Annotated in this window: 17 protein-coding genes; 2 read left to right on the plus strand and 15 right to left on the minus strand. The window is 34.7% G+C overall.

Annotation, left to right across the window (positions count from 1 at the left end):
• Positions 1 to 66: 66 nt before the first annotated feature.
• The 14 genes from ACMAYL_RS01625 to ACMAYL_RS01690 all read right to left on the minus strand — a co-directional run bounded on the left by ACMAYL_RS01625 (position 67) and on the right by ACMAYL_RS01690 (position 16265).
• Positions 67 to 942, minus strand: coding sequence for a hypothetical protein (locus tag ACMAYL_RS01625; protein ID WP_392991931.1), 876 nt, complete (start codon positions 940 to 942; stop codon positions 67 to 69).
• The gene (locus tag ACMAYL_RS01630) at positions 942 to 1925 is read right to left on the minus strand and encodes a tyrosine-type recombinase/integrase (protein ID WP_412470643.1); all 984 of its coding nucleotides are present in this window, start codon (positions 1923 to 1925) and stop codon (positions 942 to 944) included. Before ACMAYL_RS01630 ends, ACMAYL_RS01625 begins: the two co-directional genes overlap by 1 nt.
• A complete protein-coding gene (locus ACMAYL_RS01635; protein WP_412470644.1) occupies positions 1925 to 2542 on the minus strand; it encodes a hypothetical protein in 618 nt (205 codons plus the stop codon). Before ACMAYL_RS01635 ends, ACMAYL_RS01630 begins: the two co-directional genes overlap by 1 nt.
• Before the next feature lie 220 nt (positions 2543 to 2762).
• Entirely contained in the window at positions 2763 to 6239 is a 3477-nt protein-coding gene (locus ACMAYL_RS01640) for a DUF3857 domain-containing protein (protein ID WP_412469559.1), read from the minus strand.
• 107 nt (positions 6240 to 6346) lie between these two features.
• Positions 6347 to 7264 (minus strand): hypothetical protein, encoded by a 918-nt coding sequence (locus ACMAYL_RS01645; protein WP_412469560.1) that lies wholly within the window; start codon positions 7262 to 7264, stop codon positions 6347 to 6349.
• Between the two features lie 70 nt (positions 7265 to 7334).
• Complete coding sequence (locus ACMAYL_RS01650; protein WP_103217242.1) at positions 7335 to 7904, minus strand: hypothetical protein; 570 nt, start codon at positions 7902 to 7904, stop codon at positions 7335 to 7337.
• Positions 7905 to 7941: 37 nt separating this feature from the next.
• Positions 7942 to 8523: a hypothetical protein gene (locus tag ACMAYL_RS01655; RefSeq protein WP_412470645.1), complete on the minus strand. Its 582-nt coding sequence runs from the start codon at positions 8521 to 8523 to the stop codon at positions 7942 to 7944.
• Positions 8523 to 10100 carry a hypothetical protein gene (locus ACMAYL_RS01660; protein ID WP_412470646.1) on the minus strand — a complete coding sequence of 526 codons (1578 nt, stop codon included), beginning with the start codon at positions 10098 to 10100 and terminating at the stop codon, positions 8523 to 8525. Before ACMAYL_RS01660 ends, ACMAYL_RS01655 begins: the two co-directional genes overlap by 1 nt.
• Positions 10101 to 10125: 25 nt before the next feature.
• Complete coding sequence (locus tag ACMAYL_RS01665) at positions 10126 to 11466, minus strand: cytochrome P450 (RefSeq protein WP_412469563.1); 1341 nt, start codon at positions 11464 to 11466, stop codon at positions 10126 to 10128.
• A gap of 12 nt (positions 11467 to 11478) precedes the next feature.
• Positions 11479 to 12411 (minus strand): hypothetical protein, encoded by a 933-nt coding sequence (locus tag ACMAYL_RS01670; protein WP_412470647.1) that lies wholly within the window; start codon positions 12409 to 12411, stop codon positions 11479 to 11481.
• A gap of 132 nt (positions 12412 to 12543) precedes the next feature.
• The gene (locus ACMAYL_RS01675; protein ID WP_103217247.1) at positions 12544 to 13119 is read right to left on the minus strand and encodes a hypothetical protein; all 576 of its coding nucleotides are present in this window, start codon (positions 13117 to 13119) and stop codon (positions 12544 to 12546) included.
• 74 nt (positions 13120 to 13193) lie between these two features.
• Positions 13194 to 14174: a PHB depolymerase family esterase gene (locus ACMAYL_RS01680; RefSeq protein WP_412470648.1), complete on the minus strand. Its 981-nt coding sequence runs from the start codon at positions 14172 to 14174 to the stop codon at positions 13194 to 13196.
• Between the two features lie 119 nt (positions 14175 to 14293).
• Positions 14294 to 14740 (minus strand): hypothetical protein, encoded by a 447-nt coding sequence (locus tag ACMAYL_RS01685; RefSeq protein WP_103217249.1) that lies wholly within the window; start codon positions 14738 to 14740, stop codon positions 14294 to 14296.
• A 169-nt stretch (positions 14741 to 14909) separates the two neighbouring features.
• Entirely contained in the window at positions 14910 to 16265 is a 1356-nt protein-coding gene (locus ACMAYL_RS01690) for a hypothetical protein (protein WP_412470649.1), read from the minus strand.
• A gap of 95 nt (positions 16266 to 16360) precedes the next feature.
• Between ACMAYL_RS01690 and ACMAYL_RS01695 the strand changes: the two genes are divergently transcribed.
• Positions 16361 to 16834, plus strand: coding sequence for a hypothetical protein (locus ACMAYL_RS01695; RefSeq protein WP_103217251.1), 474 nt, complete (start codon positions 16361 to 16363; stop codon positions 16832 to 16834).
• Positions 16834 to 19137, plus strand: a complete 2304-nt coding sequence (locus ACMAYL_RS01700) for a hypothetical protein (protein ID WP_412470650.1) — start codon at positions 16834 to 16836, stop codon at positions 19135 to 19137. The genes ACMAYL_RS01695 and ACMAYL_RS01700 overlap by 1 nt, the downstream gene beginning before the upstream one ends.
• On the opposite strand, the gene ACMAYL_RS01705 is transcribed toward ACMAYL_RS01700, so the two are convergent.
• Positions 19130 to 20785 carry a S8 family serine peptidase gene (locus tag ACMAYL_RS01705; RefSeq protein ID WP_392991906.1) on the minus strand — a complete coding sequence of 552 codons (1656 nt, stop codon included), beginning with the start codon at positions 20783 to 20785 and terminating at the stop codon, positions 19130 to 19132. The two genes, ACMAYL_RS01700 and ACMAYL_RS01705, sit on opposite strands and share 8 nt — an antisense overlap.
• Between the last annotated feature and the right edge of the window lie 111 nt (positions 20786 to 20896).

Consider the following 20896-nt stretch of genomic DNA (forward strand, 5'->3'; position numbering starts at 1 on the left):
AATTAAAGGCCTCGACTTCAGTTCGAGGCTCTTTACAAATTATACAAAAAGTATAGACGTACCTAATTAGAGCTTTATACCAATAAACCAATTTGTATCACCTCCGCCTTTAAAACCAACACCATCGAGATCAAAACCTGGGTTTTGATAGTGTGAAACCCCAAAGGTTAAATAGTAATACGGATTGAAGATAGAGTAATCTGCTTTATATAATAAATAGTCGATAGAAATTTTGATTAGCCCACCTACTTTTGTTGTAGATTTATCGGACTCCTCCTTAGATATAAAGTTTGATACAAATGTCGGGGAAATTTCAACATTCGCATTCAGTTTAGATTCTAAGAATTGAGCTCTAAATGAATACCCATATGATAGTACATTCTGATGTAAGTCGTATTCTTGATTAAATTTTAATTTTTTAGTTTTTAAAAAAGATAATCCAATCAATAAGGCATGAGAGTACTTAGCATTTTCATGTGAAGTATAGAAAAAAGAATAATGCTGAGTTTTATCGCTGTTACTTATAGCTTTGTATGAGCTACTTCTTAGAAAGGATTGTCCAAATGAAAATTCATATAAACCAATTTTTTTCTTAGGATTTATTTTTCCTCTATTTTCATCTAAGTGTCTTTTTACATCTGAGGTCCTATAATTAGGATATTTCCTTGAAAGTTCCGACCAGCACAGGTAATTATTTTGATAATATATTTTTCTGGTGTTTTGCTGATTTTCACATATAAGATAATCAATTTCTTCTAGGCGAGCGCTATCAGGATTTTCTATTTTGTATATTTGAGCAAAGGCCGTAGAAATATTTAATCGTCCTGACTTTTTTAAATCTAAAACTCTATTATAACTAATCTCTTCTTCACTGGCCCCTCTCTTTGGCGGTAGAGAGCAAGAAGCACACACTAAAAGTAGTGCAATTAAAACTAATCTCATCAACTATCCTTTTCTAAGTAATTCACTATATTTGCAATTTCATTAATCTTTTCTTTTCGACGCTTATTATACAAAAAAGTCATACGCGGGTCTGAGTGCCTCGCATACGTTGCCTGATCCTCAAGGCTTGCTCCGTTCTCATAGAGATTACCAATGCCTGTAGCACGTGATGAGTGGGGAGATATCTTATGCTTAATCCCAGCAAGCTTTGCGTATTTTTGAAAGATCTGATCGATGGTATTTCGATTAAGAGGTTTAAGTTCCTGAGACTTACGGCCAGAGGTAAACAAAGGCTCATTTTCAAGAAATTCACGGCGAACTCTAAAGACTTCCATATAGTGTTTAATGTCACTGAAGGTTTCATCAGAGATGTAGACCTTTTGTTTCTTGCCACCCTTACTTCGTACATGAAGGTAATTGCCAATATTATCACTAGCAAAGTCCCCTACTTTTAGCGCAATTAATTCCGACTTTCTAAGTAAGGTATAGAACATCACACGTAGAATCGTATAGTGAAGGACACCACTTAGATTATAGCTACCATCGCGGTTGTTTTGATTAACACTCTCAAAGAGGTCCATAACTTCAGGTGCACTAAGATCATTGGTTTTAACTTCCATGACAACTTTAGGGCGAAAGACTCCAGTTGCTGGATTCTTATAGCAAAGCTCTTTTTCAACTAAGAAGTCAAAGAAGCGCTTTATGGACGACAGATGTCTTGCCACCGTGGCATCTTTTAGTTCTTCGTTTTTTAGAAGATGGTCTCGGTAGGCCGAGATATGCCTCTGGGAAACATCAGATAGGTTTGAGAAGGTCTCAAATCCTTTTAGAAACGTTAGAAACTTTTTTAAGTCTCGTCTATAGGCATCTCTAGTATGAGCAGAATTAGACTTGGTTAGAAAGTCTTCAAAGATATCGTTAATTTTTGCATTCGATCTAGCAGGCCTTATGGCCCTTGACCTAGAATAGCTTACTCCAACCATTACTGAAACGATCCTTTATCAACTGTATGCTTATAACTCTTAGACCATGACTCTAGTGCTTCTAGAAGGTTTTCCTTAGGCGAGATAACCCATGTATTAATTTGGGCCAATTCTTTCTTTGTAAAGGCCTCTAAAAGGTCATCTTCATCAAACATATATTCGAAGTGAAGTCTCTTAAAAATATGGCGTCCTTTAAGGACACGCTCTTGGTAGTGCTGGGCCTGTGAGATACGGCCATGTTTCTTATTAGAGATTAAAAGCTCTGTATCATCAATGATTAGATCAAAAAGGTTTCTAAGCTTTGTTAGGAGTCTCTTCTTACGAATAAGCTCCTTATCATATTGCTCAACTAATGCCTTTAGAATTGTCCCAAGTCCTGGTTTCTTTCTTGTAATCTTTGAGGCCACAAGATCGTAGGCCCAAGAAATATACTTAGACTTAATCATGAGAGTCTTATGGATAACTTCATCATTATTATGCTTTTGGGCACATTCACTCTGATTGCTTCCACTAGATAGAACAATCATATCGTATTCATCATATGTCGGTTTTGTATTATCGATTAAAGGTGTCGATGCTTGAGACGTCCTTCCAGACAGAGATCTAAGCTGTTTCATAAGCGCTCCTTGCTTATTTTAATTTTATCATTCACATGGGTCATATATCAATTTTTCCCCACGTCGATTTCTATTTTTTTATATCTAGGCATAACTCCAATTATGCCTAGATATATTATATGTTACTTTAAACCTAGAAACATGTCATGTTTTTGAGATCAAAATTTGTCACGGTAAATATTTTTAAGCGACATTAAAATTATAGCAATAGACACTATTGTTACGATGCAATCTTGTCTTTAGTCGATTTAGTTAGTGCTTTTCTTTTTTTCTTCCTTCTTTTTCTACGCCTTTCTTTTTCGGCCATGATCCTTTTGTGTCTTTTATGTAACACTAGAATTAAAAGTAATACGCAAATCAAAGAAAATTCTTTTTTGTAATGTAAAATAATATTTATTACCAAATTTAGATTTTGATTATCACCATCACCGAGAACTGATGCGATATTTCGTCTTTGCTTTTCTTGCTCTATACGTTCTGGAGTAAACATAGCAAATCGATCACGATATTGTTGTGTAAGACTTTTTTGTGCATCAGATTTTGATAACTTTGATAGTGTACCTAGTACATTATTTCCATATTGAATTGCGGCTTTATCAAAGCTCATGAAGGCATAGTTATAAACAACACTTAGAATAAAGTTTACTGACTCGTAATCCTCCTTAACTTCCTTAACTTTAAAGAGCATTTTCATTTTTTTGTAGAAAACCGAGATTTCTTCTTTTTGATTATTTTTAGCGAAGTAATGAGCAGCAGTGGCCATCAAATATGTTTGATAAACAGGATCATTCTCTTCTGGATTCATCTCTTGTGAAAACTCTAATAACTCCTTATCCTTCTTTAGAGCTATTAAAGTATCTACCATCTGTTTATTAAAAGCATTTACATAGTAAGTATATTCAGGGTTCTTGAAAGCGAGGTTTAAATTCTCATATGCCTCATTATATCTTTTAAGTTTATTTAATGACTTGATCAGACCAAGGTATGCTTTACCAGTTTGCCTAATTTTCAAGCTTTTTTTGTACTGAGTAATTGCCAATTCATACTTCTTCTCTCTTCTTAGATGCGCTCCATAGTCAATGTGAGCATAAGTATACGCATCAACTCCATATCCGTTCTGTTTTATCTCATAGGCCTTCTTTCCCCACTTTATAGCATTTTCAAAGTCCTTTTCATCAGCATAGCTATACTTCATACTTATAGCGCATCTCTGGTAGTTGGGTCTTAGGCTTAAACATTGTTTAAGCTTCTCTCTAGCAAGTTCAAACTTTTTCAAGTAAACGTAATTAATACCAATATCACTATAGGCTTTATAAAGCTTTTCATATCGAACTTCATCGACAATGCTCTTTTCGAAGTAGTCAATCGACTTCTGATAATCCTTCTTATCCTTATAAATCTTTCCGATGAGTGCATAGAACTTATTCCTATCTTTCGGATACTTTTCAATCATCTGTTTAGCAACAGGTATCATATCTGCTTTTGGTGTTAAACGATGTGTTAACCAAATCTTCTCAACAATTGCATCAGTATAATCAGGATCAATCTTAATGGCCTTGCTAATAAGGGCGTCGGCATATCTAATTTTTGCTACATCAGCTGGCCCTCGAACAACAGAAAATGATTCATTTATTTTAGCTGCATGATAAAAGGCCTCCTTATTATTTGGATCATCATTTATGATACCCATTAACAATTCTAATTCCTTAAACCCACCACCATCTTTTTCAGCTATTTTACTTTTAACGTATTTTAAACGTTCATCGACATTCATTTTTGCAACTTCAACGAGATCACTTTTTTTAATTTCTCTATTCATTGATGTAAACTTGGCAATATCTCCAAAGAAGCAATTATCTATTTCAGTATTAAGCTTATTGTGTTCTTCACTTTTAATATCAGCTCTGCTGATCACATTTTTTTTAACTGTATAACTTTCAAAAAGACTAAGAGTATTGTTTTTATAATTAATCTTGCTTTCGTAATCGATCCATTTCGATCTAATTAAACAGTTAGACTTGTTGAATTCTCCGAGTTTTGCATTATTTATTGTAATATTTCTTTCAAATGAAATTTTTGGCCCAAGATACCGTGCAAAACTATGCTTACTCCAAAATGCCTTAGATAATGTCGTCAGTGGCTTCGCTTCCTTAGTGCTAATAGGGACACCATCCTTATCACTATCAGTTAACACATCTTTATATGAAAAACTTGCTTCTACATCTTTATTGAAACTATACTTATCGACATCTAGGCCTTTAAAATCAATCTCATTTACTGTATCGATATCACGCATAATACCGACAAGAAATTTATTCACCAAAGTGTCTCCACCTTGTTTTTTTATCTCACTAAGTAGAAGTTTATTTGAACCAGTAAACTTAACTTTTCCATTTACAGCAAAGTTTAGGTCATCAAAAAGGTCGTAGTTCTTATCAATACTAATAAGATTATCCTTGCCATTAATCTCAGGAATACTGTGAATAACATCTTTTTTGTCCCAAAGAACTAGTGCTTTTCTGTCTGCGATATCATCACGAATAGATAGGCCGAAAGAGCTAGGGTTAGTTGGATCAACCCAATAAGATTGACCTTTATGCTTTATGTGAACTATTGCATGGTTAAATGCACTACTTCTTGGAAGAGTCATGTCTATATATTCACTGTGACCGCTGGCACCACGCTTTACAAAAGCTGTATGTGCTTCGTAACCTAATTCTCGTAATATTTTAATGACACTAATTGAGAAGTCTTTACAGTCACCGTAGCCAGAAGAAGCGATATCTTTGAGTGATCGTGGTACATATCCACTCCCAATAGCACGCCAATCACCAATGTAATTGAATTTCTTAGCAATTTCGGCAAGAATATAATCAACTTGTTTTTCCAGTCCATTAATCTTACTTGCGTTATCCTTTATTAATTTTAGATTTTTTGGTAACTCATCTTTTAAACGATCCTCATACTTTTTATAATAAATTTGAGAATACTTAGACCAATTATCAATAGAGCTTAAGACCACCCAATGAACATCCTTATATTCCATAATTGCACCATACTCGTTAACTGGAACTGTAAGTAATGGTTTCAACTGAACAATCTTTACTTTGTAGATCCCGTCTAATTCAGTCGTTTCAACTAATACAGAGTCTGAAGGATCATTTTCTTTAATGTGAATGGGAACCTGTGAGCTTATTTCAACAACTGAGTTTTGTTCTAATATATTCATTCCATAGGTAAATACATTATCGAAAAAGTTACGAGGAATTTTTGTTTGTTTTGTATAAACAACCTTTAGCTTTGAATTCACCTGAAGATTAGGAATAGGAATAGCATAGTAGAAATTAGAATTTAGGCCATCATTTGATTGTGATGCAGGTGTTCTTTGTGCCTTAGAGAGGTCTACTGAAACCTCTTTGCCCTTGTTCGTAACAGTAATAGAATGAACATCAAGATTTACACTTAGTTTATTATATGGAAGTTTAAATATTTTAAAATTTTCGATCCCATGAGTATTTAAGATCTCATAAACAAGAGTATGTTTCTCTTTTTGATGACCTGAGCTTTTAATATTGTAATCTGAGTGACTATCAAGGATCTGATAACTTAAATCTTTTTTTATGGCATATCTAGCAAATGAGCTAAACCCAAAACATGATATAAATACAATAATAACTATGTAAACTCTGAGTTTCAAACCGTCACCTCTCTGTAATTACTACTACTTATCGGTGAAACAACAATAATCATTAAAAATATTTTATATTTAGGGAAACAATAGAAAAACTAGATAAGTTCATGATTTTAGCGACACTCACCATAAATAAGATACTTACTAAAGGCCGCATACTTTTCTCCCATAGCTAAGCAGCGATCAACTGCAACTGGACAAGACATGGGTATTTGGTCCATGGCCTTCTTGATATTTTTACGCATAAATTTCGATGTATAGGAATTACAATTTATCCCTTCATCCATTCCTTCATCAACAAAATCGGCCATATCGATATCACGAGTTGCTTTAAATTTCCCGTCTATACATTTTATCACACCGGTTCCAGTGAGGTCTTCATTAGTAAGAGGATCAATTCCTTTACCAAAGAGTTTCTGATAAAAGCGCATCCCTTGAAAGTTAGCGACAAGATCACCATTTGAAACAATGCCATTAAAGAATCCTCCCCACATGATATTTTCTGCATTCTTACCATAGTGAATTATCTCTTTAATTGATAGGCCATGTTCTAACTTTCGATAATAGAGGTAGCCGACATTAAATAGATGGCTAAATTTGTCACTTCCAACTAGAGCATCATTTACTTTTAGTAATGGAGAGTAAGGAGTTAGATTCAAAATTGGTTTATAGATAAGTGGAATATAGCGAAAGATGGACTCACTCTTTTTTGTCTTTACCAGATATTCTTTTCCAATTCTTCCCTTGTCGATATAGCGTTGAAGTGGAGCGCTGACAAAGAAACCTTTAAAACTTGCAACTAATTTCTTTTTAACTTTTCGACGTATTGTATATTCGCTACATGATTGTCCAAATATCTCATCCGCATGATTTGCTTCAGCAACCGCCGATCTAATTTTTCCATTAACGTACTTATTAACTTCATCTAAAGCATCATCCTTAACAAGGGCCTTATCGCGATGTGTGAAGCTATCAACTTCCAAGGCATATGAACTAAAATTGAAACAAATAAATACAATAAGAAATTTCATGAAACGATGCTAGCCCACAGGTAACAATCAAAATATTTAAAAAATCTTAATTTTCTAACTGCGTATATTATTAAATGTCCTTGCCCTCTGTCGTAACTGAAAGTACTCCTGACTCAAAAGGATCATTTATATTAATAAAGTAATAGCATTTCGAATTATCTATCATGAAACCATTAGGTGTTTTAGAAGACATTTGCATACGCCAACCTCTAGCAAGAATTGGTACATCCACCTTTATCAGCGCACCTTTAGTGTCATAGTAGAAATTAACCATAGTCATTTTTAAAAAAGATGGGTCATCTCTAAGCTCACTACCGTGTAAGATATTAAATGTATAAACCATACCAGAAGATTGCTTGGCCTTTAGCACATAGGCATGCTCAGGTATTGCAAAGTAATAAAAAGCTCGCTCAAAATCCTTGATACACATATCTTGTTGGCCAAAACGATTTTCAATCATACCAAGGTTATCTCGGGCCTCAATTCCCCTATCACGCCAATTCTGATCGAGGCGTTCATAATCACTTAGTTCCTCTGAACTAGGCTTTCGCTCATCATCTTTCTTATTACTAGAACAAGAGAAAGCCGAGACTAAGATAAAGCAAATTATAAATATAAGGAGAGTGAGATACTTAATCATAAGAAGCTCATCGGGCATAAGTGTATTTAAACAACCATCAAAGTACTTTTTTAAGAATATTTAACTTATGAAATAGGCCCTTAAAGCTATCGGTATTCCTACTAGGTTCCGCTCGTTGCTTAGAAGCTAGGCCTTGTTCAAAACAAAACTGATTATTGATCTTTGCCGCAACACCAATTTTTCCAATCTTCTTTTGTAAGAAAGTCTTTGAGGTATTTTTTGGATATTGAATTTCATCCCAAGATTTCTTTAACGGCATAAGTTTGTAAATATCTAACTGAAATTCTTTTTGCGTGTACATTAACTCTCTATAGAAACAGCGTAAAATCTTGACTGACATGATATTACTTTGCTTATCATCGCTAGTGTATAGGTTCTCAATTGCGGCAACAACCTTATGAAGTGAATCGGTCATCGTTTTCTTAGCTTCAGCAGAAATTTGTAATGTTGATATGGCCTTATTAAGATCAGCAATTGGCCTTTGCGCATATCCATCAAAGAGACTCTTATCAAGTAATTGAGAATCAACATATTCTTTATACTTTCCAAAGCCAATGGCCGCGATAATTGTCGTGACAAATATTAGTATTAAAATTACCAGAATTTTCTTTTGTGACATTAGTAAAAATCATCCTCTTTTAAGCTATTTCGTATTTCCTGTAGCTCAAGAGTGTGTCCTGTCCCGAGACCGAGGTGATCATTTAAGTAGAGATCATCAATCACAATACTTAACGAATCTTTAACACTAGATGCATAATAGTCGTTATACATATCAGTATCTTTCATTCTCTTATTTAAATTATCCTTTATCGCAGATATATTATTTTTAAGTAGCTCTAAGGTTTTTACAGGATCTTGCTTAATATAGGCTTCATGAAATACTGAAGCAACAATTCGAGCTGAAGGGTAGGCCGCATAATCAGCAGAACTCTCTGCTTCAATTTTATCAATCAGTTCATTGGCCATTTCATTATCATACATTTTTGGCCCCCAATCAGAGACAATTAAAGTCGATAAGTGCAATCCTATCGGATTAAAATATTCACCTTGAGCACGAGCAAGAAGCGCTTGTGCTTCAATGCTTCCTGGATTTTCCTTTATATAGTTTATTGTGGCACGCATTCCATTACTTGATAGGTAAGCATGTTTTGAATAATCTAAGAAATCTCTTACATAACGAACGTCACCTTCATTATTATAATCTCCCTTACATACTCGACAAGCAGCTTCAACTCGTGCCTTTTCATCGTCACTATTATAAGACAAGCAACAGTCCTCACAAGCGTAAGAAAACTCAAATCCCTCGCCATGAGAATAGCCTAGGTTATGAAGTTGCTCATGGAAGAGAGTTTTTCTAAGTTCATTTCTTTCTGCATCACCTTCAGGAGTAAACTCTAGAGATGTGGGTTGACCAGGATTGATGGCCATATAAGGGTGTTTAACTTTCCCACCATATGCGTCCTGTGTTTTTTCTGAAACAGAAGCATAGGCCAGAGTTCCTTCCCAGTACTTCATGTCATCGGCACGATCTGTACACATTACAGTAACTTCATTTTTACTTAGAAGTTGTTCTAAATCATATGCAATGCGAGTTGAACCCACGGGATTTTTAATATCTTTTCCTAGCTCTTTTAAACATGCAATACCGTCATGAATAGAGCTCTTTAAGAAGTTTGGAAAATCCTGTCCCCATTTAGAAAGACAAGCATTTTCAATGCGATAACCAAAATCAGTAGGTAGGAATCCATCATCAAAGCTTGCACTGACTTTATTAACAAGAGCAGATAGCTCGCCAATTACAGACTTCGATTGTGGTAAATGGCATTCTTGTTTCTGAATTAAGCTTTGGGTGTTTTTATAATTTATTTCAAAGACGCCATCAAAATCCTTATCAACCTCAATTGTTGCCTGAAATTGAGAATCATTTAGTTTTCGATAACTAACCCTACGATCAATTTTCCCATCACCGTTGGTATCTTGTAATGTTTGTTTGTATATCTCTTTTAGGTTGAACTTCGTGATAAACTCAAATTTTCCATCGCCATTTCGATCTTCTTGAATTTCAACAATTTTCTTTCCAAGACTTATTTCGATGCGATCGATCTTACCATCTTTATTGATATCAACTTTCTTATGGCGTAATTTTTGAGCTGCATAAGTATTAAAAAATAAGGAAAGGACTATAATAAATCTCATTCCTAAATTTTAACATAAATTGGATTTATCGACGTATAAATTCTAAAGAAATTTCACGATCACTACTGAAAACAAATTTTTGCTTTGGTTTTACTTGCGCTAAATCACATGCTGGCCTGATATGATAACTTCTTAATATATGGGCAAGAATGAGCTTTACTTCAATACTTGCCATTTCACGCCCTAGACAAGTACGTGTTCCTGTTGAGTAAGGAATATATGCTTTCTTCTGCTCACTTGTTAAATGATTAAAACGCTTTGGATTAAATTTATCGTGATCTTCACCCCAAATTTCTTGATTATTGAGGATTTTACCCAGAAGTGAAAAGACGATTGTCCCTTTCTTAACTTTGAATGTAATATCTTCGCTTGTTAACTCTTCATCTTCTGCTGCTTCTCTAAACAAGATAGGGAAGGCCGGCCTTAAGCGAAGGGTTTCTGCAACATAATTTTCCAAGAATTCATTTTTAATTATTGAATTTGAATCGTTAAGATCTAGTGTAGCTAACTCTTGATATAATTCATTTTGTAATTCTTGATTTTGAGCTAGAAAGTAAAGGGCCCATGTTAAAGAGACCGCTGTTGATTCAAAAGAAGCTCCTACTAGGCCATATATTTGACCGATAATTGCTTCAGTATCTAGGCCTTGATTTTTTAAGTGAGTAATTAATGTATAACTAGTTGTTCCTTTCTCAACTTTTTCACGAACAAATTGTTTTCCTTCCTTAATAAATTTAGAAAATCGTAGGTTGCTAAGCGTTGGTAAGTATTTCCACATTGGGCCATAGTTCATTCGCTTAGTAAGTTCAGCAATAAGAAATTTTTGAAAGTAATAGAAACTATCGCTATCTGCATTTGAATTTGTAATTTCCTCTTTATTAATTTGAAAATTATGTTCAATAAAGAACTCACTTGTGATGGCCAAAGCAATTTTCCCCATCAATACTTCAACATCATCAACAATTGAATGATCATCAAATAGTGGAAGTGACTTTTCAAGTCGCTTGCTTGTAATATCATATAGGTTTTCTAATACCTTAGGTGTAAAGAAATGGACTAACTCCCCTCTTAAATCCTGCCACGTTTTCCCATCGGCATCAAGAATTGAGGGCCTCCCTTTATTGATGTGTTTAATCTCATTAAGGGTACTTCCTTTTAAAAAAGTATTTCTTTTTTTAACAATTACTTCTTTATAGAGATCATAATTTCCGATTACCACAATATCTTTATGAAAAATTTTAAAACGATATGAATCTCCAAGCACCTTGCTTTTCTCATTAAGCTGATCAAATAGACACTTTTTGAAGTCTAACTCTCCAATACTGCCGATTACAGGTAATGTTTTTAAGCTTGGAATTGTACTCATATTAACCTTCTTTTATAGTCCTAAAATATCGCCAATTCGATCAAAGATTCCTCTTGCAGTATCAGCAACAGGCTTCTTTAGGCCGTATTCAACTGTTCTTGGAGAAGTAACAAATCCAAGTGCCTCATATTCTCTTGCATCTAGTTCAACAAGAGAGTCTTTAATACAAGATTTTTCAACTTCATCTATTTTAAGTGTGCCTGTTTTTAAGTAATTCTCAACACAATTTTTCTCTTCTTTCGTATTAATTGCAGCAGTAAGAAGAACAGCTGAAACTGTTGGTGCAGGATATTTCATATCAAGCTCACCTTTTCCAACATAGTTTCTAAGAACAGATAATCCGTAATTGGCCCCCTCTTCATCATCCAACTCATAAGCAGAACAGGCAGCAATACTAGCAACCTTAAAAGACGAATAACTTGTTGAGTAGCTAACACAAGTAAACTGTTGCTTTGAAGAAATTTGATTACAATATTCAACGACTTTATCATCAATATTAAAGTCTTCTTTTAAGTAATCCACACAAGCAGGCGAAGCATCAAGTAGTCCGGCCTTTACTTTTTGAATAATAAGTTCCTTCTTATTGACACCTATACACTCAACATCTGCATCAACAGAACAATAGGCCATATCACCTGCGATATAACAGTCTGAATTACTAAAATCTATTTTTTCATTATTGTCACAAATTCTTTTTATACTGAAAGTAGCATTGGCCTTTGCTTGTTTCGTTGCCGCCAGTTTTGCCTTAGTTTCAGCAAAAAGTTTTCCTTCAACTTTTGATTCACCTTGTGAGCGAAGACTTAGATCTGCACGATCACCATATTCATGCAGGCGAATCTCTTGGTACTCAACACTATCCATTGCCTGATCAGCAATTGAGATCGCTCCATGGGCCATAGAATTTAGCAAGAAGAATGCAAGTAGTGATAGTGTTTTTTTCATAAGTCATTACCTTTAAAAATTGTACACCTATAGGCCAGCTGTCCAAAAATGAAACAGGCATAGTCCTCTAAAGTGCTAAATTCTTTAACAAATTAAGTATTCAAGGTAATAAGTTGCAAGGGATGGGCCAATTTAGAAATTTGTTTCGTAACCGCTTTCTTTAAACTCTAATTCACGCCATACACTTTTCCAGTCATCCTTAAGTAGAGTTGACGGCGTAAGTCTTGCTTGATTAGGTGTATCTTCTTTGAGCTCGATTTTCTCAAGGCCAGAGATGAGAAACATTTTATCTTTATCGAATTCAATATAAAAATCAGATTGGAATAAATGTCCCTTTAATGTCTTTCCCTTTAGGAGTACGAGGAGATAATCACTTGTTTTACATTTCTTATCAAGACGATATAGAAGTTCGCTTTTTGCGTTGTAATAGGTTTTGCGCAAGTCCCCCAAGTTTAAGCGCTTCTTACCAATCATAGGAAAAGCGATATTCTCTTTAAGTAGATAAGAAACTGTAGTCGGGGTATCTGGATAGTTAGAATAATATTCTTTAAAGCATTCTTTGTTAAAGAAGCTACCTCTGGTTGTAGCAGCAAGTTGAGACCTTACTTCATAGACCTGGTCAACAATGTGATCGTTGGAATAAGTTGAATATTCATAGAAATCGACAACGACTTCGCCTGCTATTACAGGAGTCGAAATAGTTATCAAAATAAATATTAACTTAGCAAAATATCTCACAATACTGTTTGTTTACCATAAAAATATAGTGTTTCAATAAACACTTAAGGTTTTTGTAAAATATCTAAGACCATGGCCTTGATTATACGCATTTGTTGGCCATCTTTCAGGTGATAATTTGCTCCTGAATGTCCCCACCAGTCCCAACAACCGTGTGGATTTCTTCCAGGAATTACTGATTTCTTTGCTTGAGGAAAAAGAACAACAACATCAAGCTTATCAGCAGCTTCTTTTATTCCAGTATCATTAATATAACTCATGCCAATATGGTCTACAGTTTGCTTACAGCCATGAAAAGCTACATGCAGGTCACACTTTCTGTCACCTTTACAACGCGAAGGAATATAGAGATATGCCTTGTCTTGTAATAGTGGCGTGAATGCTCCAACATCAAAAGCTGTAAAGTGCTTGGCCTGATCAACTTCAACTGTTTTTCCTTTGAAAGTAAAACGCCTTTGCTTCTTTTCAGGATAGAGCGCACTAAGCGACTTCAAAGCACCATTGTAATTACAATTTCCAATATAAGGAACTTCTGAAAGCTCACACTCAACTCCTTTATTTTCAGTAGGATAAGTATGGCCAGCTGCTAATGTACCTTCGTACTCGAGATTTTTAACACCAAAGAAAGCATACAAGTCTCTAAGTTCTTCACTTACGCTAGAAACGACTGTTTTATCGTTTTGCCCAGAAAAAATATAAACCTTATCATCTTTTAAATTTGTCGTAGGATCAATAAGGCCCATCATGGCCAATCCACTGGCAAATACATACGACTGATAAGCACTGCCCCAGGAACCATTTCCCTTCATACATGTATTTGTCGCCAAGGCCACAGAGCCCTTTGCGCAGTAATAAGGGCCTGCTGCAAATATAGCTGCACCTTCTACTAGGTTGCTATTGGCAATGTGAAACTGATGAGCAAAGAAGCCTCCTGAGGAGATCCCTGATACAGTAATTTTCTCACTCAGGTTAAGAGCGAATACATTTGAAACTAAGATTATATAAATAGCTAAGATTATTTTCATTTTTGCTTTATAGAACAAAATCTATCGAATTTAAATGAGCATGAAATAAGTAAAGGGGGGCCTCCTCACAAAGCCCCCAATTATGCTAGAACAATCAGCAAACCCCTAAGAATTCTTGATTATTCCACAACAATAAAGTTGAATTCACATACGTATTTTCCGCCACCGAACATACCTTTTTTGTAGAAATCAACATCTCCAAAAACATATCCGATAGTTGTATTGATGATTCTGTTTCTCATTTTCATACACTCAGTATATGACTTATCGTAGTTATTAGTGATTTTCTGTTTAATTTGCTTCTTAGATAGTACTTGCTCGTAACTATCAAGAGTTGTTCTGATTTCACAAATGTGATGGCTACCACTTTTTCTAGTGATAAATTCAAATTCAATACCTTCAACTTTGATATCTTTGATTTCATCATACTCAACTTCTGCGTCAAGACATGCTTTCTTGGCCTGCTCCTCTGTGTCATAACGATCTATTTCGATGCTTGATGATTGAAGCTTTGCAAAAGATGATAAAGAAAATACTGCACATAAAATTAAAAGTAGGTGTTTCATAAGTTTCCCCTCTGTTTTTCAATTGTTAAAAAATAATGTTTTTTCTTGAGAAACTTATAGCCAATGAGACTACTCAGGTCAGTTTAAGAAAGGTAAAGTTAAAAGTGAAAATGTATAAACTCTCTTAACTTTACATTATCTCTGGAATTTTGTTGGTAATTTCGGATATTTAGCTAATTCGTCGTTGAAAACCTAGTACCAAAAGGGAAAAACCGAAGATGACAAGCCCCATAACTTTATAAATACGAGTTGGATCAAAAGAGACATTTAACTTAACCTTCTTGGGTGTATGTGGGCTTAGTGGATCTAGAGAAATTAACCAGCCACTTATATTAGCTTTTGAATTCTTCAAGTTTAAAATGTATTTTTGATCTGAAATTGAAAGTTCATAACTACTTTCATTATTTTGTTTTGAGATTTTGTCTAAACGAATATCAAAAGGAAGTTTAAATTCCTTATTATGAAATTTAAGATCATAGAATCTTCCTTCACTATCAATAATCTCTCTCGTTTCACCTAATTTCATTTGATAAATTTTTTGAGTATTTCCCTTCTCATAAAACTTAAGAATGTCACTATCATGCTTTTTAAAATTACTGCTATAGCGATATTCTAGTTTTAGGCCAGTATCCTCTAGAAATTTATTTAAGCGGTACTTATAACTATCACCAACAACTTCTAACTTAACTTTTTGCATTTTGCATTCATTACCTAAAGAATAAAAACCATCTTCTTTAAGAGCATATTTATTAGTTAAACAGTATTCTTTTTTGAGCAATGATATTGACTTTCTTCTTGTGTACACTGAACAAGCAGGGTTCACATTTGATAAATTTTCCAAGCAATTGAGCATTGATTGATTAAAGAGAACAATCTCCAAATTACCATCCTTCATACTAGTTGGATGATCAAGACGACTTGAAGAAAGATAAATCAACTCACTATTAACTCCCGAAAGGTAGCGAGACTCCTTCAAAACGACAGCACTATTATCTCCTGTACTTTTAAAATTTGCGTGAAATTTTTCGCTATAAGGTAGGTATGAAATTAGATAAACCGGACCAAAATCGAGATTAAGGCCTTGAGGTCTTACTGAAAAATTTAGATCAATATATAAAGTTTTTCCGCTAGATCGCTCTCTTAATTGAGCTTGATACTGATCGAGCATAGCAGTTTTAACTTCCGACTTCTCTAAGAGTTCTATATGACCCTTAACTGATGTGAAAGTTGAGACTATCGTCGAGACACAAATAGTAATTAAACCAATATGTGTTAAATGAATACCTAGTAACCTAGTTCTTATTGGAAACTTTTTAAGAAAACTTACGACTAATGATAATGTTACAAGTGAAAGTAAGAAGATAAAAAATGGGCCATTAAAAATTAGGGAATTTGAAATCTTCGGGCCATATAAATAATCGACAACCGCACCTATGACCAAATAAAGGACAAAAATGATGACTAAAGTGATAGCACTATAAACACTACTAAAAGAATGATTTAGTTTTGATAAGACTTGTCTCATGACAATAGAATAACTTGGGTCAAAATATCTGTCTACGTGCTAAAAAAGCGCTAAAAGACGTAAAGCACTTCATTAACCAACCGATAATATAAGGTATGAGAAGAGCTATTATAATTACACTTTTACTACTATTTAATTTCACGGGCCAAGCTAATAAAAATCAAGATTTAGAATGGGAACATGACTTCAGTTTTGACAACATTCAGGTCTGGAAGAATTCTCATAAGAGACTAACAGTCGAGGATAAGAATTCATCGAATAAAATTGAGAATTATAATAAAGAAAAAATAAGAAAATACTTAGATCAAAGAAATAAAATACTCAAGTATAGCGATTTCTCACAATTTAAAACAGAGTCCTTAGACTTCACGAAAAAGAAAAACTATATTCAAGTCTATAAGCTTGGTAGCTATAAAAACTCAAGATCCAAAACAATCTACTTAGCTGAGATACATCGTCTTTATAAAAATCGCACGATTATCACAATGCTAAGCTCTGAAAAAAAGATATCAAAATCAGATATAAAAGACTTAAATGAAAAATTCAAATTTGTTACGGAGCAAAGATAATGAGAAAACTTTGTACCGTACTTACTCTAATTATAAATATGTCAATTCACGCATTTGTCCCAATGAGTAATTATGAATTGGATCTTAGTGTTGCACAGACTCAATGCTTAGAAATTGGAAACCTTAATATTCTTGATGAGGCAAATTCACAACAATTATGTGAAATTGTTGTAAACTCACCTGCCTGCGAAGATGTTGAAGCAATAGATAAAAGAAAATGTGATCCGGGCCTTATAGTCGAGAGCAATGTTGCTGTTGATTTTATCTCTTGCCTACAGGGTCTTTGGGGTTCTGCGGTTGAGTTTATGAAGTTCATTGGTTCAGTCGTCGATTATATTATTGATGATGAGTATCGTGGAGAAAAGAATGAAGAGCTCCTTAATACCCTTCAAAGCGCCAAACACATGCTCGCTATGGAATGGTCGCGCTCACTAAGTGAAACTGATGGTATAGGGCCTTTGCATTATATCAATGCAGCAAAGCACTTCTCAAAAACAATGGGAACAATTATTTTTAATATGCTCCAAGATGCTTATTATTCGACGCAAGCAAACTACGCTTGTCTTTCACCAGCGGCAAGAACAAAAGCAATATGTCAATTTGCGGGTTCTTATGTTATTCCACCAACAATTGTGATAGCAAAGGTTGCGAAATTTCTATTAAAGTCAAAAACTGGTATAAATCGCTATACTCGCGAAGACTTTGCAAAAGAAGAACTCGAAAATAATATTCACGAGAAAAAAGATATTGATGATGAAGATGTCGTTGAAACAAAAGGGCCTTATTCAGAAGAATCAAGCTTTTTAGCAAGACTCGATTTATCACTGGCCAAAAGAGCGTTTGAAAAACCTGAGCAGATCACAGAGATTTCAAATGCGCAGACAGAAGGAATATTAAAGGTAATCAATAAAATTGAGCTTCCACATCGAATAGATATTATTGAAATTCAAGGAAAGAAAACAAAACGAATTGTTCTTTATGAAGGTGATCTTGTAGCAGCAAAATCAGATGCGGCCAAAGAACTACTTGCATACATGAAACAAACGGGAAGAAGTCAGATCGTTATCTCACCTCAAGAGATGTATCAAAGAAGTAGTGCTCTTCTTGCATCAGATAAAACAACATTCGTCTCAGGTACTGGTCTTGCAAATATCCTACGCCTTAATGAGAAGAATAGTCTGAATCAGAACAGGGCCTCTGCAGCAATTGAGGCAACGATGATTGATTCATCAGATGAAAACATAATTAGACTTGCAAAAGAGTTAAATGATCAAGGCTTCTCAGTTCGTGTTATAGAAAGAAAGGCCGTTAATAAAGAGACGAATCAGAATGTAACTAAAAAGGCCCTACAATTTAATAAATTTGCTGCAGATCAAGACAACCCAGCAGTAATTAGACTAAATAGATTCAGAAATGAAGATTTCAGACAAAAGATAGTCTTTTATCCAGATGACCTAAAGAAAGCGCAAGGCTCTTCAAATAGAGGAACTAGAACTGTCTCATTTAATTTTTCAAACTTAAGAGAGCTAATTAATGGAGGCCATGCTAATACTCTACCTCATGAGTTTAGACATGCTAAGTTTGAATATAATCGCTCAATCGGAAAAGAATCAGCTTACGATCTACGTGTTCAACACTTAAAACCAGACGGCAAGCTTCATGATGGAAGAACTTATACAAATTATTTTTCAATGGAAGAGCTTTATAACCACGCACAAGATATTCAAAGTGTGACAAGAAAGATTCAGAAAGACCCTCAAATAGGTTTCACACTAGAAAAGGTCGCTGCAAAGGCAGATACGATAATCAATATTGCGAAAGGATTCAAAGTACAAAACGACTCTCTTAACTTGAACTTAATGTCGAGAATTCTTCCCTCGCAACTTAGTAGGCCTATTAGAGATCAGGGCACGTATAAGATAAATGTTGGGAGTGATAGTTATGTTAAAATAATAAAAGATAATAATAACTATTTCTCGATTGTTTTAAAAGATGATGATGTCGAACACACGGTACCAATGACATCAGAAAACTCAAAAAATGTGCTTAGAAACTTCATCAGAAATGCAGATAATGCAGCTCAAACAAATGATATGAATACTATTGCGAGTGAATTAAAAACTGTTCTAAGAGATGTGGTTGCTAAAAACAATGAAAGAAGAAATCTCATTCGTTCAATTGAGCCAAGAGCAAAGGCATTAAAAGAAGCAGTTAAAAATACTGATTACTCTAACAAAAGCTTAGAAGAAATTAGAGAGCTGTCACGCCAGCTCTCGCAAGCTACAAAAGGTCGTGTTAATTAGACTTTGTTTTTAACACGGCCTTGTAAAAGGCTTCAGGATCAACGATCCCACCACTTTCACATGGAAGCCTTCCGCTTTTTGGAATATAGGCAGTTGATAGAAGCAGCTCTTTTAATTTTAAAGGAGAAAGCTCTGGATTAATTTTGTGTCCTTTTAACAGTACGTTTGTCACAAAAGGAGCGGCCATAGAAGTTCCATTTAATGGAATTGTTCCACCACCTGACTGAGCAGAGACAACACCTTGCCCCGGGGCGAAGATTTGTACTTTCTTGTTTCCAAACTTTGAAAAGCTAGCAGGTTTATATGTGTCCATCTTCTCCTTTTCAAGTGTTGCCGTATTTAGTGCTCCAACTTTAATCATATTATTGTAATCATAGCTTGCTGGGTAATTGTCGTTTCCTTTTAAATCGAGATCAAGATTTCCACGAGCGTTCCCTGCTGCCACAACAAAGATAGTCTCTGGATTTTCAACGAATGTATTTTCTAGATAATAGAATGATTCACGTGGTGCCGACATTGGCGCACCAGGATAACCAATAGCAAAGCTCATATTAACAAATTTAACATTCTTCTCTTTAATATATTCTGCAGCTTTCTCTAAGTGATCAGAGATGGCCACATCTCCAGCAAAACCAACAAGGCCGTACATATCTAAATCTTTTAAAGCAAGGGCCGCTACGTGGGTTCCATGAGAAACAGGATATGGAGTATGAATAAGGGAATGCGTTTCACGAATATTGTTATTGTCTAACAGGAGGCTTAGGCCAGCATCATCTTGTCTTTGCCAACCCCAAGAATCATCGACTCTCCCATTTCCATCATTATCAATACCATCACCTACTAAATCAAATGGCGAGTTATATAATTTATGAGTTAATGAAGGGTGCATAATATCAAAGCCTGTATCAATAATAACAACAGGCTCACGAGTCTTGTCTTCAAAGATACTTAATCTACGCTCGTATTCTTCATTTGAAAGATTAAATTTCTTAAGCTGATCACTAACATTAAAAGGTGCAACTTCATTATACTGGCCGATCAATTCCCCAGATGGTGTGAATGCCTTAAACTCTGAAACGAGATTAGCAAGAGGCGCTTTCATATTATAAACAACTTCGTAGTATTTTGAGACCTCGCCATCTTTACCAAGAACATCAATTCGATAAGGCTTTACAACAAAGAAGTCATCATCATTAGTTTCATCGTAACGGTAATGTTTAATTCCAATTTGCTTATATGAGCTTTGTGAGATTACCCATTGTTTTAAAATTGTAGGATCTTCGGCATCACCTTTCATAAGAATCTTTTCTTTTATTTTGTCTGAGACAATGCCATTTTCATCAATAACGTAGACACTTTTTAAGCGCTCTCCATTGTCAAAATATTCAAACTCAGCATGATATGTATAGATACCATCAGAACTCCAGGAGTCATTTGTTAGCATACGCCCTTGTTCATCGTATGTGCTAGCTCCCGTTTTTGAGCCCGTCTTTAAATATGTTTCAAAAGAAGACGTCAGTTTATTATTTTCACATTGGTAGGTCGTTTTCCAATTTCCATCGATTACGATTTTATTCGTTGGACAAGGAGCGGCCATAAGTGAAAGTTGAGATAAAATAAGAGTTGTTGCTGTTGTGATATATTTCATGCCACGGTTTTTACCACACATAGACACACCGCAAACAATGCTTGAATAGATTACATGAAAAATTTTTAAGACCATATAGTTTCAATGAGTTAAATGTCTTTTTAATACCCC

This window comes from Halobacteriovorax sp. RT-2-4 (genome assembly GCF_047085445.1).
Classification (GTDB): Bacteria; Bdellovibrionota; Bacteriovoracia; order Bacteriovoracales; family Bacteriovoracaceae; genus Halobacteriovorax_A.

Bases quoted from the DNA above. Each gene is read 5' to 3' on its own strand.
- ACMAYL_RS01625 (WP_392991931.1), bottom strand. From the start codon at position 942: ATGAGATTAGTTTTAATTGCACTACTTTTAGTGTGTGCTTCTTGCTCT.
- ACMAYL_RS01630 (WP_412470643.1), bottom strand. From the start codon at position 1,925: ATGGTTGGAGTAAGCTATTCTAGGTCAAGGGCCATAAGGCCTGCTAGA.
- ACMAYL_RS01635 (WP_412470644.1), bottom strand. From the start codon at position 2,542: ATGAAACAGCTTAGATCTCTGTCTGGAAGGACGTCTCAAGCATCGACA.
- ACMAYL_RS01645 (WP_412469560.1), bottom strand. From the start codon at position 7,264: ATGAAATTTCTTATTGTATTTATTTGTTTCAATTTTAGTTCATATGCC.
- ACMAYL_RS01650 (WP_103217242.1), bottom strand. From the start codon at position 7,904: ATGATTAAGTATCTCACTCTCCTTATATTTATAATTTGCTTTATCTTA.
- ACMAYL_RS01655 (WP_412470645.1), bottom strand. From the start codon at position 8,523: ATGTCACAAAAGAAAATTCTGGTAATTTTAATACTAATATTTGTCACG.
- ACMAYL_RS01660 (WP_412470646.1), bottom strand. From the start codon at position 10,100: ATGAGATTTATTATAGTCCTTTCCTTATTTTTTAATACTTATGCAGCT.
- ACMAYL_RS01665 (WP_412469563.1), bottom strand. From the start codon at position 11,466: ATGAGTACAATTCCAAGCTTAAAAACATTACCTGTAATCGGCAGTATT.
- ACMAYL_RS01670 (WP_412470647.1), bottom strand. From the start codon at position 12,411: ATGAAAAAAACACTATCACTACTTGCATTCTTCTTGCTAAATTCTATG.
- ACMAYL_RS01680 (WP_412470648.1), bottom strand. From the start codon at position 14,174: ATGAAAATAATCTTAGCTATTTATATAATCTTAGTTTCAAATGTATTC.
- ACMAYL_RS01685 (WP_103217249.1), bottom strand. From the start codon at position 14,740: ATGAAACACCTACTTTTAATTTTATGTGCAGTATTTTCTTTATCATCT.
- ACMAYL_RS01690 (WP_412470649.1), bottom strand. From the start codon at position 16,265: ATGAGACAAGTCTTATCAAAACTAAATCATTCTTTTAGTAGTGTTTAT.
- ACMAYL_RS01695 (WP_103217251.1), top strand. From the start codon at position 16,361: ATGAGAAGAGCTATTATAATTACACTTTTACTACTATTTAATTTCACG.
- ACMAYL_RS01700 (WP_412470650.1), top strand. From the start codon at position 16,834: ATGAGAAAACTTTGTACCGTACTTACTCTAATTATAAATATGTCAATT.
- ACMAYL_RS01705 (WP_392991906.1), bottom strand. From the start codon at position 20,785: ATGAAATATATCACAACAGCAACAACTCTTATTTTATCTCAACTTTCA.